This window comes from Lacihabitans soyangensis (genome assembly GCF_024343775.1).
GTDB lineage: Bacteria > Bacteroidota > Bacteroidia > Cytophagales > Spirosomataceae > Leadbetterella > Leadbetterella soyangensis.
This window is the reverse complement of record NZ_RJUF01000001.1, coordinates 1-17,459: the sequence shown is the minus strand read 5'-3', so window position 1 is coordinate 17,459 and position 17,459 is coordinate 1. Positions and strand designations below refer to the sequence as shown.

Here is a 17,459-nt window from a genome sequence, read left to right as displayed (position 1 = left end):
GCGGTATTTTTTTGATTGAGTATTTTCGCATAAAAAACCAAACAAATGGCAATCGACTTCTCACAAATACCTTCTCCATGCTACGTTTTAGAAGAAAAACTTCTTCGCAAAAACCTTGAATTGATCAACCGAGTTCAAACCGAATCTGGTGCAGAAATCATTCTGGCCTTGAAAGGTTTCTCGATGTACAAGATGTTTCCGATGGTTAAAAAATACCTTTCGGGAGCTACGGCTAGTTCGCTAAACGAAGCCCGACTCATTTTTGAAGAAATGGATTGCCTTGCACATACCTACGCACCAGCATACAAACCAGAGGAATTTGAAGAATTGATGGGTTATAGTTCACATATTACTTTCAATTCTTTGAATCAATTTCATCAGTTTAAAGGACAAGTGGATGCCTTTGACAGAAAAATATCTATGGGATTGAGAATCAACCCCCAATACGCCGAAGTAAGTACGGATATGTACAATCCTTGCGTGGTGGGTTCTCGATTGGGTATTACGAGAGAGGCTCTTGGTGATAGCTTACCTGACGGAATTGAAGGCCTACACTCACATACCATGTGCGAGAATGATTCCTATGTTTTGGAAAGAACTCTGGTACATATCGAAGAAAAATTCGGTGATTTGTTGCATCAAATCAAATGGCTGAATTTGGGCGGCGGACACCTCATGACCAAAGAAGGTTACGACCACGCTCACCTCATAGCCACTATTAAACGTCTCAAAGCCACCTATAACATTGATATTATTCTAGAACCGGGTTCTGCAATTGCATGGCAAACTGGGTATTTGAGAAGCCGAGTGTTGGATATTGTTGATGCCCAAGGAGTGGATGTGGCAATATTAGACATCTCTTTTGCGGCCCACATGCCAGATACTTTAGAAATGCCTTACAAGCCAAAAGTTTGGGGAGCTACAGATGCCATCGAAGGAAAACCAACTTACAGACTAGGTGGAATGACCTGTTTAGCAGGCGATTATATGTCTGAATATTCATTCGACAAACCATTAGAAATTGGAGATACCGTCATTTTCGATGACATGATACATTACACTATGGTAAAAACCACTACATTCAATGGAGTTGGATTGCCATCGATTGGTATATGGCATGAAGACGATACTTTTGAATTGGTAAAAAGCTTCGGTTTTGAGAGTTTTAAGGAGAAAATCTAGGTTTTTTTGGAACACAGATGACACTGATTTAGAAGATTTTCACAGATTTTTTGTCTAATTAAGTGAAATAACAAAGAGATAGTAATTTCAGGTTTATCAAAGACTTTCACATTTATGAAACGAATCTACGAAATAGCAGGACCAAACGGAGCTGGTAAGACAACTGCCTCGCAATCGCTTTTGCCTGAGTTGTTGGATTGTCGAGAGTTTGTGAATGCCGATGAAATCGCTAAAGCACTTTCCCCTTTTAAGCCAGAGAGTGTAGCCTTAGAGGCAGGCAGAATAATGCTCTCTAGAATTAACCATTTAATGGATGCAGGAGAAACTTTCGCTTTTGAAACTACCTTGGCAACAAAAAGCTATAAAAACTTGTTGTTAAAAGCAAAGGTGAATGGTTACGAAACATTCCTTATTTTCATTTATTTGAACTCACCTAGCTTGGCACTACAGAGGGTCAAAACAAGAGTAATTGAAGGTGGACATAATATACCTGAAGAAACAATTTTAAGAAGATACTCTAATGGTTTGAAAAACTTATTCAAAATCTATTTGGCGATTGTTGATGAGTGGATTTTTATAGATAATTCACAAAATGAATCGAAAATATTAGCCGAAGGTAATTCATTGAATTATAATATCTTGGATGAAAAAATTTGGGGTTTAATTTCAAAAAATACTATATGAAAAAGTCAGAATTTCAATTACATGACAAAGTTTTGAAAGGGATGGAGGATTCTTACAAAAAAATGGTAGAATACAAGAAATATAAAAAGACTCCAATTGTTAGTTCAATTGACGGCAAAATCGTACACTTAGACCCTTTTTTGGCTGATCCAGAGGTTAAATATCAAAAAACAGAAAAATAATCATGCTAGGATTTCAGTTTTCAGACTTCAAGCCAGACGAAAAGAAAAATACAGGTTTCGAGAAACTCTTGGATATTTTTCAGCAACTGCTTTTGATATTTTCAGGCAATGTCTCTGAGGCTTTGGCTTACATGAACGACCTTGACCGACAGTACAAACTCACTGACGATAAATATGGTATTGCCGATTTTATAGACGAACTCAAAGAAAAAGGTTATCTGACTGAGGCTGAGGGTGATGGAGAGATGATCATGACACCAAAATCTGAGCAGAGTATCCGTAAACGCAGTTTGGAGGAGATTTTCGGAAAACTTAAAAGAGCCAAATCTACAGGAAACCATAGAACAGCATACACGGGTAGTTCAGATGAAAACAGCAGCGATATCCGATCGTTTCAATTCGGTGATAGCCTCGACCAAATAGCCATGACGGAGTCTATCCGCAATGCACAGATAAACAACGGTATGGGGGATGACTTAGTGATTTATGAAAAAGATTTGGAGGTAACTGACCGAGAATCAAACATTCAAACCTCAACGGTTTTGATGATTGATATTAGCCACTCCATGATTTTGTATGGCGAAGACCGTATAACACCTGCCAAAAAGGTGGCCTTGGCCATGGCCGAAATCATACGTACTCGATACCCGAAAGATACTTTGGACATTATCGTTTTTGGAAACGACGCTTGGCAAATTTCACTTAAAGATATTCCATACCTTGAAGTTGGCCCATATCACACCAACACTGTGGCCGGTTTAGAGCTCGCCATGGATTTGCTGAGAAGAAGAAAAACGAAAAACAAACAGATTTTCATGATAACCGACGGCAAGCCTACTTGTCTAAAAGAAGGTATCAGATATTATAAAAATAGTTTTGGTTTAGATAGAAAAATTGTAAATAAAACCTTCAATATTGCTGCACAAGCAAGAAGGCTAAATATTCCGATAACAACATTTATGATAGCACAAGATGCTTATTTAAAGCAATTTGTGCATGAATTTACCGAAATAAACAAAGGCCGAGCCTACTATAGTAACCTTGATGGACTGGGTGGTTTCGTTCTTGAAGATTTTGAAAGAAATAGACGTAGGAAGGTGAAGTGACTTGTGTAAAAAATTTGTTGAGTATTGAGTGTTAAGTAAAATAAGTATTTATAATTAACATCTAAGCTATCAGCCAGTTGCTAATGGCTATTGACCAAAATGACCCTAAAAGAACGCTATAAAAATCTAGTTGAATATTTTGAGGCAAATATGCCCAATCCCGAAACGGAACTGAGTTATTCTAATCCTTATGAATTATTGGTGGCGGTGATTCTGTCGGCTCAGTGTACCGATAAACGAGTGAATATGGTTACTCCAGAATTATTCAAGCGTTTCCCCAATGCCACCACTCTCTCTAGATCAGATTCTGACGAAGTTTTCGAATACATAAAAAGCATTTCTTATCCCAACAACAAAGCCAAACACCTGGTGGGAATGGCCAAAATTTTGGTAGAAGAATTCAACAATGTAGTACCAGACAGCATCGATGACCTCACCAAAATGCCCGGTGTAGGAAGAAAAACTGCCAACGTAATAGCATCAGTGATTCATAATCAGCCCACAATGGCGGTGGATACCCATGTTTTCAGAGTTTCGCACCGTTTGGGATTGGTAAGTCTAAAGGCGAAAACTCCATTATTGGTGGAAAAACAATTGGTTAAACTTTTTGATGAAATAATAATACCTAAAGCCCATCATTGGTTGATATTGCATGGAAGGTATACTTGCCTGGCCAGAAATCCAAAATGCTCCGAATGTGGAATAACTGCTTTATGTAAATCTTACGAAAAAATACAGAAATTGGGTATAGTAGAAGTAGACAAAAAACTACCCTCAATTAACTGATTACAAGCTTTTTATTTTCTTGAGCACAACTAATCCAATCAAGAAAAAACTAATAGGTATGACTGAGATCAAAAAGGCCATATTCTGTACATTTTCATCAAAAAAATCCCAAGCAATCTTATAGGCCAAGGCCAAAATTGCCGGATAAGAAATAAATAGAAGAGGCAAAAAAAACAAATATAAAGGATGGGCATTTTTGTGCTTGTTGAGCAAATAAAAAAACTCACTATTGAAAAAAAACCAATAGTAAAGAGATACCGAACCTAGAACCTGAATTGTAATTAATAAGTATTGCATAAATTATTTCATAAATCAAAATTAATGAAAAAATTATGCCAAGCGTTGTTATCCCACTGACTACTCGATATATGGTAACAATTGACAAATATCTGGCAGAATCAGTGTTCTAGCTCCCTCAAAGCCATATAAGCCATTAATCCAGGGCCAATTTCCAAGGCTTCTTCATCAATATCAAATGTAGGTGTGTGTACACCTGAAACTATTCCCTTTGCCTCGTTTCTCGTGCCTAATCTGTAAAAACAAGCAGGTACCTTTTGGCTGTAGAAGGCAAAATCTTCTCCACCCATCCAAAGATCCAAATCTATAATATTCTCCAAACCCACATATTCTGCTGCATAGGCCCTAAGACTCTGGGTTAGCCCAGGGTTATTTTGCAAAAACGGGTAACCTTTCTCTATCCAGAACTCGCATTTCGCCCCCATAGCTTCGGCCATTCCTTCAGCCATCTTTTGCATTTTCTGAAGTCCCTCAGCTCGCCAGCTTTCATCCATACATCTAAAAGTACCCTCAATATACACCTCATTGGGTATAATATTTGTTGCACCCTCGGCAATGAATTTCCCAAACGTTAATACGGATGGAAAAGATGGATTTCTGTTTCTGGATATGATTTGCTGTAAAGCTACTATAATATGTGAGGACGCCAAAATGGGATCAACCGCCTGATGAGGAGCTGCACCGTGGCCTCCTTTACCGATAATTTTCATGTAGACTTCGTCTGTACTGGCCATATACATGCCTTCTCTGAAACCGATTTTTCCAACCGGTATATTCGGAGCCACATGCTGGCCTATAATTCCATTGACCTCCGGATTTTGCAAAACACCATCGGCTATCATAAGCGAGGCACCTCCAGGAGCTTTTTCTTCGGCAGGTTGAAAAATCAACTTTATAGTACCTTCAAATTCATTCTTAAGTTCAACCAGAATCTTGGCAGCACCAAGTAACGATGAGGTGTGTACGTCATGCCCGCAAGCATGCATAACCCCTTCATTATTAGACTTGTATGCGACATCATTTTGCTCCAAAATAGGTAGTGCATCTATATCTGCTCTTAAAGCAATGGTTTTATTCGCAGGATTATTACCTTCAATTAGAGCTACTAAACCCGTTCCCGCCACACCCTCTGTAGGTTCCAAGCCAAGTGCTCGTAGTTCTTTAGCTATAAACTTTGCCGTCTCAAATTCACAAAATGAAAGTTCTGGATTTTGGTGTAAATGCCTTCTCTGTCGAATAGTATTTTCGGCGTTTTCCTTGGCGAGTTTTTTTATTTTTTCAATTACAGACATATCAAACTTATTTTCAAACCAAAATTAAAGGTAAGCGTCCAAAGAATCGGACTATTGCCAAATTAAATTCGTTGGAATAAGTTTTTTCCGTAAAAAAAGGCAGAATTAGACAAAAAGAGCATATTTTTGGGTAAAAATTTAAATTTTTGAACACCAAGATATATATAATAATGGGGGTTTCGGGTAGTGGCAAAACTACACTCGGCCTTCAACTTTCTGAGAAATTAGGCCTAGAATTTTACGATGGCGACCATTTCCACTCTGAAACCAATATCGCCAAAATGTCCGCAGGCAACCCATTGACCGATGAGGATAGATTTGAATGGCTAGAAAGTATCAATGAGGCCGCACAAAAATTGGTGGCTGATAAAAAGTCGGGGATATTTGCCTGTTCAGCACTCAAAGAAAAATACAGAATACTGCTTTCAAAAAATATAGAAAACGAAATCGTTTTTGTTTATCTCAAAGGCACCAAAGATGTGATTCAGGCCCGCATGAATGCGAGAAAAGGGCATTTTATGCCGAGTCAATTACTGGACTCCCAGTTCAACACACTTGAAGAACCCCAAAATGCACATGAGATAGACCTGACAAAATCCCCTGAAGAAATGATTCAAGAAACCCTGGAAAAAATAAGTTTGAGCGAGTTTGGTCTTGTTGGTTTGGGTGTTATGGGCAAAAGTTTGGCTCGTAACTTGGCCAACAACGGGGTCCAACTCTCGTTATTTAACCGTTTTGTTGAAGACAAAGAGGTGAAAGTGGCCGAAAAATTCATTGAAAGTCACGATGAGCTAAATTCAGCCAAGGGTTTTGAAGACTTGGAGAAATTTTGCAAGTCATTACAAACACCACGGAAAATATTTTTAATGATAAAAGCCGGTGTGGAAACAGACGAATTTATTGAAAAAATAAAGCCTTATCTTCAAAAAGGGGATATTCTGATTGATGGCGGAAATTCTCATTTCAAAGACACAAAGAGAAGAATGGACTATCTGGCCGAAAGTGGCTTGCATTTTATTGGCACTGGGGTATCTGGAGGTGAAGAAGGAGCATTGAAAGGCCCTTCAATCATGCCATCTGGCGATGCTGCTGCCTACAAAAACATCGAAAGATTTTTGAATAAAATAGCGGCTAAAGATAAAAATGGGGGGAATTGCTGCACTTACATTGGACCAGATGGCTCTGGACATTTCATAAAAATGGTGCACAATGGTGTGGAATATGCTGAAATGCAGCAAATTGCTGAGGTTTATGCACTTTTGAGATATAAAAATGGTCTCAATCCAGACGAAATTTCTGAAATATTCCACCAATGGAATGCTGGTGAATTGAAGAGCTACTTGCTAGAAATTTCGGCCAAAATTCTGACCAAAAAAGAAAACGAAAAATGGTTGATAGACATAATTTTAGACCAAGCCGGTAACAAAGGTACGGGCAACTGGACAACCGTCACTGCCACCGAAATGGGAATTCCGGCCACATTGATTACCTCCGCCTTATTTGCAAGATACGTCTCAACAGTTAGAGAAAAATATTTGAATGTTCCATCAAATACAGAATTTGAGAGCAAACCGCTGGATTTGGGAATAGTCGCAAAAGCTTATGCTTTGGCAAGGATTTTGAACCATCAACAAGGCTTTGGATTGATAAAAACCGTATCTGATGAATACAATTGGTCGCTTAACCTTTCTGAAATAGCCCGAATTTGGACCAATGGCTGTATAATAAGAAGTACCTTGATGGAGAATATTCAGGAATACTTCGAGTCAGCTGAAGACCTTTTTGATGTAATAGAAATAAAACAACAAATTGTTGAATTCAAGGGTGATCTAAAGCGTTTTTGTATAGCGGCCATGGAGGCAGAATTACCGATTCCTTGCATGATTTCGGCCAATGACTACATAAATACCCTCAACCAAGATGTTCATACCGCCAATATGATTCAGGCACAAAGGGACTTTTTTGGTGCCCACACTTATCAACGAATCGATGCTGAAAGAGGTAAGTTTTTTCATACGATATGGGAATAAAATTTTTGGAACATATTTTGCGTTAATCATTTAAAAATGAATTGTTTTTATGAAAGTTAGATTGACTTTTCTTATAGTTTTGATAGCAATAGCAGTAGGAAACGCCCAGACAAAAATAAACTGGATGACATTAGAAGAAGCATATGCGAAACAGAAAATAACGCCAAAGAAAGTGTTGATAGACGTGTACACTGGTTGGTGTGGATGGTGCAAAGTAATGGACAAAGAAACCTTTACGAACGCCGAAGTTATAAAATATGTCAACCAAAACTATTATGCTGTAAAACTAGATGCGGAATCAACGAAAGACATCAAAATTGGCCCAAAAGTGTACAAATATGATGCCGCTAATCGTTCAAATGAAGCTGCAATAGCTCTTTTGCAAGGTAAAATGAGTTACCCGAGTATCGTATATTTAGACGAAGGTTTCAACATGATTCAGCCTTTGCCTGGCTATATGAATGCCAAAGATTTTCACCAAATCATAACTTATTTTGGCGGTAATTACCACAAAAAGGAGCAGTTTGAAAACTACAAGGCCAATATTTATGGCAAACTATTCTCCAAGAAAACGATTTAAGACCTTACAGATATTCAAAAAAAATGACCTCTCGGAGGTCATTTTTTTTGTCAAATTTATTCATTGCGGACATCTTCAAAGTCCGTCACAAAATATACTGACTTAAATCTTTGTTTTTTATAAGGCTGGAGAGTTTCTCCGACACCATTTCCTTGGAGATTTCTATTTCAGAACCCGCAGGTATTTTTTCTGGCACATCAAACAAGATGTCATTCAAAAGGTGTGACATAACCGTTTGAAGTCTTCTAGCACCGATGTTTTCAACTTCTAAATTTGCCTGAAACGCAAGAGAAGCCAATTCTCTCAAAGATTCGTCACTGAATGTTAAAGCTACTCCTTCAGCCTCCAACATAGCCACATATTGCTTGGTCAGGGCATTTTTAGGAGTTTTAAGGATATGATAAAAATTATCTTCGGTTAAGGCTTCTAACTCCACCCTGATCGGAAAACGGCCTTGGAGTTCTGGTATCAAGTCTGATGGCTTAGAAACATGAAATGCACCTGCAGCTATGAACAAAATATGATCGGTTTTGATGGCACCATGCTTGGTGTTGACAGTGGAGCCTTCCACTATTGGCAATAAATCTCGCTGGACCCCTTCCCTACTCACATCTGGGCCGGATTTTCCACCCGAAGATGCTATTTTGTCTATTTCATCAATAAAAATCATTCCGAGATTTTCGGCTTTCCAGATGGCCTCCTCTTTCACTTCGTCCATATCGATGAGTTTAGCAGATTCCTCCTCCATCAATATTTTACGTGCCTCGGCTATGCTTACTTTACGTTTTTTGTTGCCTTTTGGCATAAAGCCGCCAATCATTTCTTGTATGTTCATCATAGAAACGTCGTCAATGGGTCCGCCCATCACTCCTATTGGAGCCATACTGCCACCCGACACGTCTATTTCAATTTTTCTATTGTCGAGGTCGCCGTTTTTGAGTTTATTTCTAAACGCCTCTCTGGTTTCTTGATTCAATTCAGTGTCTTCTTGAGCGTCTAAATCTATATCCGCATTTTTATTTCCTGATTTTTTAACTGGCGGAATAAGAATGTTCAATATTTTGTCTTCAACTGCTTCAGTAGCTTTTATTTTTACTTCATCTTTCTTTTTAGTCTTGACAATGTTTATGCTTTGTTCTACCAAATCACGAACCATACTTTCTACGTCTCTGCCCACATAACCTACTTCTGTAAACTTCGAGGCCTCCACTTTGGTGAACGGTGCGTCGGCAATTTTTGCCAATCGACGGGCTATTTCGGTTTTACCCACACCCGTAGAGCCAATCATCAAAATATTGTTTGGAATAATCTCCTGCTGCATTTCAGGTGTGGCATTCATCCTTCTCCATCGGTTCCGAAGTGCTATGGCTACATTTTTTTTGGCGTCTTTTTGTCCAATAATGTATTTGTCTAATTCAGCTACTATTTGGCCTGGAGTGAGGTTGTCTATTATTTTGTTCATTCAGATTTTTTGAAATTGATTACAAAAAAACGCAAAAATTGAGGGTTTTCAATATGAATATCCAAAAAAGGTTGATCTTGCGAATATTATTTAAAGTTATGTATTGATTTTAGCACTTGGCCTTAATATTTAGAAATCTTGCTATTACACGAAGTTACACAAAGAAGGTACAAAGTTACACAAAGAGTTAATTATCAATTCCTTAACTTCTTTGTGTAGAAAATATAAAGGCGGGCTATTACACTAAGTTACACAAAGGGGGACACAAAGTTCCGCAAAGAGTACTCTTTTCGGTTCCTTTCTGTTCCCTAGATTTTTGTTTGGATAAAAAATTACTGATGCGAAACGATGATTTTTTGGCTGAAGGTACGGATACCATCCACTATGAGACTATAAAAATATGTGCCATCTGCCCAACGGTTGGTTTCTACTTTTACAGAATTTGTATTTTTAGCTAACTCTATCAATTTCATTTGTTTACCGTTCACATTTGAGAAATTCAGTGCAGCTTTGGCGGCAGTTTTTGGTATTCTATAATCAACTGTTAGTAAATCACTTACTGGATTGGGATAGGCCTTGGCAGAGGTTAAATCGCCTAAGTCGCCCTGAGGAACCATTAATGGGTTGTCACAATCACAAACATCTTCACCACCAAACTTACCAGGTTTTTCCGCAGCCAATTCTTTCAAATAGGCCTTAACAGTTGGTCCTACGCTCTTTGTTTTTTTATCGCGAAAAGCCACATAGTAAGTGCCAGGTGTTTTAGCTCTGAATTTTTTACCTGTGTGCAATGGTTTCTGTGCTAGTTCGTCCTCGTACCAAACTATTTCAGTGCCAGCCTCTTTGGTTATCACTAAAAAGGCAGGTGGAATCTGACCAGCATCTACAAACTGTACGGTTTCATCCAAAACTGGCATACCTATAGGTTTGGTGCAGTTTGGAGCGTTTACTATTCTAACGTTTCGACACTTTCCGGTCAAATCGCTAGAAACCAAAGTTACGTTTGGCATAAATGCAGGTACGTTTTCGATGCGGTAAGAACTGTTGCCCAAAGAGGTAACAAATCCCGAGCTAGAGGTTAGTGGTAGGGTGTTAATTCGGCTTAGATAGTTGGTAAGAACTGGAAAGTTGAGATTTGACATTGCAAAAAACACTTTCTCGATAAGGCTATATTTATCGTTTTCGAGATGAACAACAATATTGTAACTATCGACTGTGGTGTTACAATAAACCGAGTCGACTACAATGGGCGGACCAGAACAAGACTCCACAATAACCGGGCAACAACTACTGATGTTACAGTCACCAACTTTTTTCGAGAAAGAAAATTCTCCCCCTTGTTTGATAGTGAGTGAACTGTCAGGATTGATAACAGCTAAAGCGGGATTTGTTTTATCATTTATCTCAGAAAAATTACCAGATGCATCTTTGTAGTACCATTTTACGTCTTTGTATTGTTTCAAAACCATCTTATAAACCTCGTCAGAATTTATGGCGATAGGAACTGTAACACAGCTGGTACCGCTACGTTTAGCTCCTGTAACCCCGGAAGCTTGAGCATCTACATACTCATGAATTTTATTACCTTCTTGTGAAATGAAGGATGACATATAAGACAAGCCTGTGGCTTTTACTTTTAGACGTAAAACCAATTTAACTGACTGACCACCAGTAAGTTTTCCAACTCTCCAAATATTACCTACCGAAGTAAACTGCCCTTTTTCTGTATAAAAATTGACGGTTTCGAGGCTAAGGCTTTGGATTACTCGCACCTCGATATCCTCAGAAGTTTTGGTGCCTTTGTTTTGAACAATGGCTGTAAAGGTAACTAATTCACCAATTTTAGGAGTAGAATTGTCGATACCTTGAATGAGTTCAACTGTTGCAAAATCCCTGTCTACAGCAAAATTCATGTGTTCGAAGGTAACAACTTCGTCGGTGTAACAGTCAGGGCCTTCGTTATAAAGTCTAATTCTATAAATTTTTTTGCCGATTGGATTTGAAATGTTTTTTATTTCGATTTCGAACTGTTGTGGCGGTAATGGAATAGACTGGGCAAAGTCAAAAGGCGTATTATTGCCTTCGATAATTTCGTAATGTGTGGCGTAGTCAATAGTGGTAATGAGCAGTCGTCCATCGCTAGTAGTGGGTGACGAAACGTCGTTGTGACGGGTAGTAAAGGTCGGACGCTTACAAATAGCACTTAAAGAATCGTTTCTCTCGGCTTTTGAATCAAAAAACGAAAAGAAAAGTATTCCTAAAACTAAGGTTATTATTCTTGTGGATGGATAACGGAAATTCAAATAGAATTTTTCCATTTTTTTATGTTTTTTTATTCTTTTACTCTTTGTTGTAAAAAGTAAATACCCGAAGGTTTAATTTCAGGTATTTACTTTTGATTTATTTTTTAAGAAATGCTACTTCAGCAAATCTAACCAATCGAATTATTTGGTTTTTGTAACCACAGCTGGCTCACAATATCCACCAGGACATGTACAGTCTTTCTTAACCAAAGGAACTGTAACGTCTATGAAACATTCGAAACCGCCAGGATGGAAATTCTTGATTCTTACGGTGTAATCTTGTGAAGCTCCCGTTGGGTTTGGTAAACCTGCTGCTGGTGAAATAATACCAGTGGCAGGAATAACTGCAAATGTACCAGGTGCTGTAAAAGATCCTCCGATGTTAAATGCAGCCTGATCTGTATCTCTGTATCGGGTAACAATTAGCATACCGTTGTTTTGAGAGATTGTACCAATACACAATGCACTTACTGGGATTACGCTGGCCACAGGAAGTGGATTGACCGTAATTTTAAGAGGTGACTGTGGTGACTCACAATTTAGAGTATCGACACCAGGTAACTCATATAGCGTAGTTTGTGACACATAAGCCCACGATGCACCTGGTAAAGTGGTTGGAGGTGTAGGAGCTGTACCTGAGGTAGTTCCATTCCAATACCAAGTTAGGGTATTCAACGCATTCGAAACGGTATTTGTAATTACTGGTGTGGCAATCAATGGTACGGGAGTTTCGTTCAAACAATAGGTTGGTTCTACCACCGCTGGACCGTCTGGTGTATCTTTTATGAAGACATCAAAATCGGCCGTATCTGATTGACAACCTGTTACAGTATCAAATTGCGAAACCCAGAATGTAAATGTTCCCACAGAATCAGTAGCAGGTGCCGGGAATGTAGCCGCAGTATCACCTGGAATAACTGATTTATCCTCTCCATACCAAATTAATCCATAAACACCGCCGGTCGAAGTCGTTGCCGTGAGTGGCACAGATGGGTAGTTTTGACAGAATGCCAAGTCTCGGACGACGGGTAGTACTGGTTTATCTCGAATGGTGATTATGACGGAATCTATATGTGACTGACAGCCTAAAGCATCAACTGTAGTAACCCACCATTTGTACTGACCCGGAGCTTCGTCTGTGTCTGCATAAGGTCCAACATTGTATCCAATTAATGAAGTAGTGTCCGGTTTGTCGGTAATAGCATAAACATCCGCTAAGCTTGAAGCCTCATACCATCTTAAACTATCACCAGTATGATCTATAACTGGAACCGAAAGTATAGCAGAGAGTCTTTTTCCGGCTATATATCTACAATATGTGGTATCAATACCATTTGGTTTGTCTGGTAATGGGTTAATAACCACAGGAATAGAAATTGTGTCGGCACAAACTCTACCGTTTAGGGTGTAGTAGGCTCTTACAAAATAGTTTCCTTCCATTGCCTCAGTAGCATTTAATCTAGTGGTAACAGAGTCAGAACTTGTGAAAGAATCTGGTCCCCACCATTGGAAGCTTGCAGGTCCAAAAGGGTTAATTGGGTTGTTAACGGCATCGTTACGGCTAAACAACTCTATAGTATCTTCAGCACAGATAGGAGTATTAGAAGATGCAAAAGCAACTGGAGTTTCGTTAATTCTGAATTCAACATCTACAGTGTCCGTACATGAAGTATGACCAGCTTGTACAGAGATCAATCTGTAGTTATAAATACCAGCTGCAGTAGGGAACGTTTCCAATGCAAGGGTAGAATCACCAGGTATTGCATTGGTGTTGTTGTTACTAGGGCCATTGTTGTTGTACCACTGATATTTGAAAACACCTTGGTCAGCCAAGAATCCAGTTATTGGAGTCGATATGCCATACAAAGTATGATCTGTAGCAGTATAACCCGTTTGTGTATTGGTAGAAGCAATTGCAGGAGACGGCTGTCCAAAACAAATTACTTCGTTGGTAGGTGTAGTGAGAATAGGTGGTAATCCTGGAATTACCTTAATTGGACAACATCCTTCATAACCACAAGAAGTCGCTGATGAGTCTCTGTAATATTTGTAATCGCCAACACTCTTGATTATCAAAGCACCAGAAGCAGCTATTTCATAGTTTGGAGTGCTACCAGAAATTGTTGTCCAAGTAGTACCATTATCTGTACTTCTTTGCCAAACTACACCTGTATAATTACCATTAACCAAAGCAAATGTATATTCATCTCCATTACAGAAATCCCTATGTGTTGTTATACATATTTGTGCCTCGTCGTCCTCGTTTTCGGGGTTCGCCGTTGGTGTAGAGTCTAAATCTATCTGATCTAAAGCTGTTGCTTCCGCTGTGATCTCCTTTATTCCACGGGAATTGACAGTGTATGTTAGCGTTAAACTCACGGTTTGCCCTGCATTTAGAGCTCCAATGGTCCAAACTCCTGTTCCAGGAACATAGGTTCCAGTGGCTGTTGAATTGGCTGTCATGGTTAAATCTAAGGCACTTCCAATCTGATAAACAACACCTGTTGCATCTAAAGTACCATTGTTCCTAACTGCAACAGTCAATGTAACTGAAGAACCTAAAGGCACATCTCCAGCAGGAGAACGCGTTATGGTGGCTTCTAAATCAACATAAGTTGGGGCATAGTTATAGTTAACATATGGCAAATAGAATGTGGAGTCTGTGAAACAAGATCCTGTTTCGTTGAATACCCTTACAGTATATTGTGTACCAGGTGCTGCACTTGGAGCAGCGAGGGTTTCTGCTATAAATCCATTTGTAAGAGCAGAATAAAGGCCCAAAGCGGCGAATCCTGGCCCGCTATAAGTAGCCCCGGCACTATAACCAACCTTATAGTTTCCGTTGGTGATACCTGAAATTCTGATTTTTGCATCACTAACTGTTTCTGCCGATGCATCATAGGTCGTAATGGTCATGGCCAGGTCTGGGTTACAGGGTTGGGCATAAGTTGACAAATGAGCAAACAACATAAGGAAGCCGAGGAGGAGGATTTGGGTCCACATCTTTCTGTCCCTTTCAAAAACAGACGCAAATCTGGTTTTTAAATAATTGTTTTCCATGTTAAATAAATATTAATTGTTTATGTTTCTAATTCGTTCTTTCTACTGTTGCTGGTGGACAATACAATACTTCACAATCTTGACAAACATTTTCTATTGTCGCTGTTTTTTCTATTGGACATCCGTCAGCACTAATTATTCTAACTGTATATATTTGTGGGCTACCTTTTGCCGGGCCGTTTAGCGAGTTGGTTATTCTACCGTTTGCTGGAATAACCGCTGGCGTATTGGCCAATGTGGCGTTATAAGTTGATCCTATATTGAAAGAATAGGTTTCCCCATTTTTAAATCCTGACAATATCAGACTTCCGTTGTTTAATACCGATGTACCTGCACAAGTCGGGTCAATCGATAGTATGTTTGTCGTCGGGAACTCTTTTATTTTGGCCAAGACCACACTTCTATATGGACTAGAACAATTATTAGTTGAAATGCACGAAGCGAAAAAATTCTGGCTTTCATTCAGTATTGTTGTAGCAAAAGTTGTGCCATTTAACAAGCTATTTCCAGAAAATTGTTGGTCGTACCAATTAATTGTTCCATTACAATTAGATGCAGTCAATAATAGACTTGAAGGGCCACAACTGCTATCACCTGCAACTGTAGGGGCATTTGGAAGTGGTAAAATATCTACAAAAACAGAGTCATTGGCAGTACAACTAAATGTGTTTGTGACGGTTAGATAGTACATTCCTTGATGTGCCGTACTGTCCGCATTGGCTATGGTTGGATTTTGTACATTTGAGTTGTAACCGTTAGGACCTGTCCAAGCATAAGTTTGGCCACCTGATGAGGTTAAATTTATTGAGGTATTTGTACAAAACTGACCGCCATCTAAAGAAATCACAGGATTAGGATTTATAGTTACCGTGGCCGAAGCTGATGTAGCAGTTCCGCAACCAATGCCTGAGGCTGTTGCGACAACTTGATACAAATCTATACCAGGGATATTAGTGGGTACTACCAACGTATCCGCTACCGCACCAGAAATATTATTATAAGAAACACCATTAAATTTCCTCCATTGGAAGCTTAATGTTCCTGTGCCATTTGTTGGGTTAGCTCTAAAAATCAGGTCAGTGTCTTGGCAAAGGATTGTATTGGTCAAGTTTACACTAACTGATAAACCTGGTACAACAATAACTTTGCTTACAGACGAAGTATCAGAACCACAACCTAAGCCACTTGCTGAAGCTATAATTCTATAATAAACAGTACCAGGACTAGAGGACGAAGGGTTAAATGTTAGGCCTGTAGCAGAGATGTTTGTCCATGAAAGACTATCAGATGATGACTGCCATTGGTAACTAAACGTTCCAGTGGCATTGGATCTGGTTGCCGTTAAAGTTACTGATGCACCTTCACAAACTGTAACATTTGGAATATCAATGGTAACAGAAATATTTGGCACGACTGTTACAACAGCAACATCAGGATCTGATGCTCCACAGCCAATACCACCTGCAGTGGCAATTATTTGATAAAAATTAGCTCCTAAATAGGCCGCCGAAGTTGGCACGATTAATGTATCAGCTGTTGCACCTGAAATGAGGTTCCATGAAATTCCATTGGTTGACGATCTCCATTGGTAAGTTATTGTACCTGTGCCATTTGAAGTATTGGCTCTTAGAATAAGATTTGCGTTTTCACAAACAGTGGTGTTTGGAATATTAACAGTAACACTCAAATTAGGTAGAACAATTACCCTCGAACTATCAGAATCTCTAAAATTACAACCTATTCCTACTGCCTGAACACTTACTTTATAGTAAGTTGTATCCACGATAGAACCGTTTAGACTCAAGATAGGGTTGGTTTCTCCAGACATGGAAGACCAGGTGGTTCCATTTGAAGAAGACTGCCATTGGTAACGAACTGGTCCGTTTTGATTCGAGACTTGTGCATTGAGTGTTATGGTTCCAGTTTGGCAAATGGTAATATCAGCCAAATCGATATCGGCTCCCAATTGTGGCAATACTGTGATTGTAAATGTTTGGGTATTTCCTGGACAATCATTGATTAATGGAGTAACTGTAATTGTTGCGGTAATCGGAGTTGTTCCGTTATTTATTGCTGTAAATGTAGGTATATTACCAGAGCCACTGGCTGCTAAACCAATGCTGGTATTACTATTCGTCCAAGTGTATCCTGTTGATAATGTTCCTGTGAATATTTTTGCTGGAACTGTACCATTGTTACAAACTGTATCGCTTGAAACAGGATTCATAGTAATGATTGGATTTACAACAATTGTAAATGTTTCTGTATTTCCTGGGCAGCTATTGATTAATGGTGTTACCGTAATAGTAGCGGTGACTGGTGTCGTTCCTGCGTTTATTGCTGTGAAGGCTGGTAAATTACCTGAACCACTTGCAGCCAAACCAATGCTAGTATTGCTATTTGTCCAAGAGTATCCTGTCGATAAGGTACCTGTAAATATTTTAGCAGCTACTGTTTCAGTATGACAAACTGTGTCATTTGGAACAGCGTTCATA

At 39.1% G+C, this 17,459-nt stretch carries 12 protein-coding genes; 7 read left to right on the top strand and 5 right to left on the bottom strand.

From position 1 onward, the window contains the following. The first annotated feature begins 45 nt into the window (after positions 1 to 45). The 5 genes from nspC (at position 46) to nth (ending at position 3,940) form a co-directional block, all read left to right on the top strand. Complete coding sequence (nspC, locus tag EGI31_RS00060; protein WP_255035063.1) at positions 46 to 1,182, top strand: carboxynorspermidine decarboxylase; 1,137 nt, start codon at positions 46 to 48, stop codon at positions 1,180 to 1,182. 114 nt (positions 1,183 to 1,296) lie between these two features. Further along, positions 1,297 to 1,866, top strand: coding sequence for an ATPase (locus EGI31_RS00055; protein ID WP_255035062.1), 570 nt, complete (start codon positions 1,297 to 1,299; stop codon positions 1,864 to 1,866). Beyond that, complete coding sequence (locus EGI31_RS00050; RefSeq protein WP_255035061.1) at positions 1,863 to 2,048, top strand: hypothetical protein; 186 nt, start codon at positions 1,863 to 1,865, stop codon at positions 2,046 to 2,048. The genes EGI31_RS00055 and EGI31_RS00050 overlap by 4 nt, the downstream gene beginning before the upstream one ends. Before the next feature lie 2 nt (positions 2,049 to 2,050). Then, positions 2,051 to 3,154: a vWA domain-containing protein gene (locus EGI31_RS00045; RefSeq protein WP_255035060.1), complete on the top strand. Its 1,104-nt coding sequence runs from the start codon at positions 2,051 to 2,053 to the stop codon at positions 3,152 to 3,154. Positions 3,155 to 3,253: 99 nt separating this feature from the next. Then, positions 3,254 to 3,940, top strand: coding sequence for an endonuclease III (gene nth / locus EGI31_RS00040; RefSeq protein WP_255035058.1), 687 nt, complete (start codon positions 3,254 to 3,256; stop codon positions 3,938 to 3,940). Between the two features lie 398 nt (positions 3,941 to 4,338). On the opposite strand, the gene EGI31_RS00035 is transcribed toward nth, so the two are convergent. Further along, entirely contained in the window at positions 4,339 to 5,529 is a 1,191-nt protein-coding gene (locus tag EGI31_RS00035; protein WP_255035057.1) for a M20 metallopeptidase family protein, read from the bottom strand. A 146-nt stretch (positions 5,530 to 5,675) separates the two neighbouring features. Here EGI31_RS00035 and gnd point away from each other — a divergent pair, with 146 nt between their 5' ends. Then, positions 5,676 to 7,559 (top strand): NADP-dependent phosphogluconate dehydrogenase, encoded by a 1,884-nt coding sequence (gnd, locus tag EGI31_RS00030; RefSeq protein WP_255035056.1) that lies wholly within the window; start codon positions 5,676 to 5,678, stop codon positions 7,557 to 7,559. Positions 7,560 to 7,608: 49 nt separating this feature from the next. Further along, a complete protein-coding gene (locus tag EGI31_RS00025) occupies positions 7,609 to 8,139 on the top strand; it encodes a thioredoxin family protein (protein WP_255035055.1) in 531 nt (176 codons plus the stop codon). Between the two features lie 85 nt (positions 8,140 to 8,224). Here the strand turns inward: EGI31_RS00025 and hslU are convergent, their stop codons facing one another. From hslU to EGI31_RS00005, 4 genes are all read right to left on the bottom strand, one after another. Next, positions 8,225 to 9,601, bottom strand: a complete 1,377-nt coding sequence (gene hslU / locus EGI31_RS00020) for an ATP-dependent protease ATPase subunit HslU (RefSeq protein ID WP_262925348.1) — start codon at positions 9,599 to 9,601, stop codon at positions 8,225 to 8,227. Positions 9,602 to 9,933: 332 nt separating this feature from the next. Then, the gene (locus EGI31_RS00015; RefSeq protein WP_255035054.1) at positions 9,934 to 11,919 is read right to left on the bottom strand and encodes a T9SS type A sorting domain-containing protein; all 1,986 of its coding nucleotides are present in this window, start codon (positions 11,917 to 11,919) and stop codon (positions 9,934 to 9,936) included. Between the two features lie 126 nt (positions 11,920 to 12,045). Beyond that, entirely contained in the window at positions 12,046 to 14,964 is a 2,919-nt protein-coding gene (locus EGI31_RS00010; protein ID WP_255035053.1) for a DUF11 domain-containing protein, read from the bottom strand. Between the two features lie 28 nt (positions 14,965 to 14,992). Then, the coding region (locus EGI31_RS00005; protein WP_255035052.1) for an immunoglobulin domain-containing protein at positions 14,993 to 17,459 on the bottom strand (2,467 nt) is incomplete at its 5' end.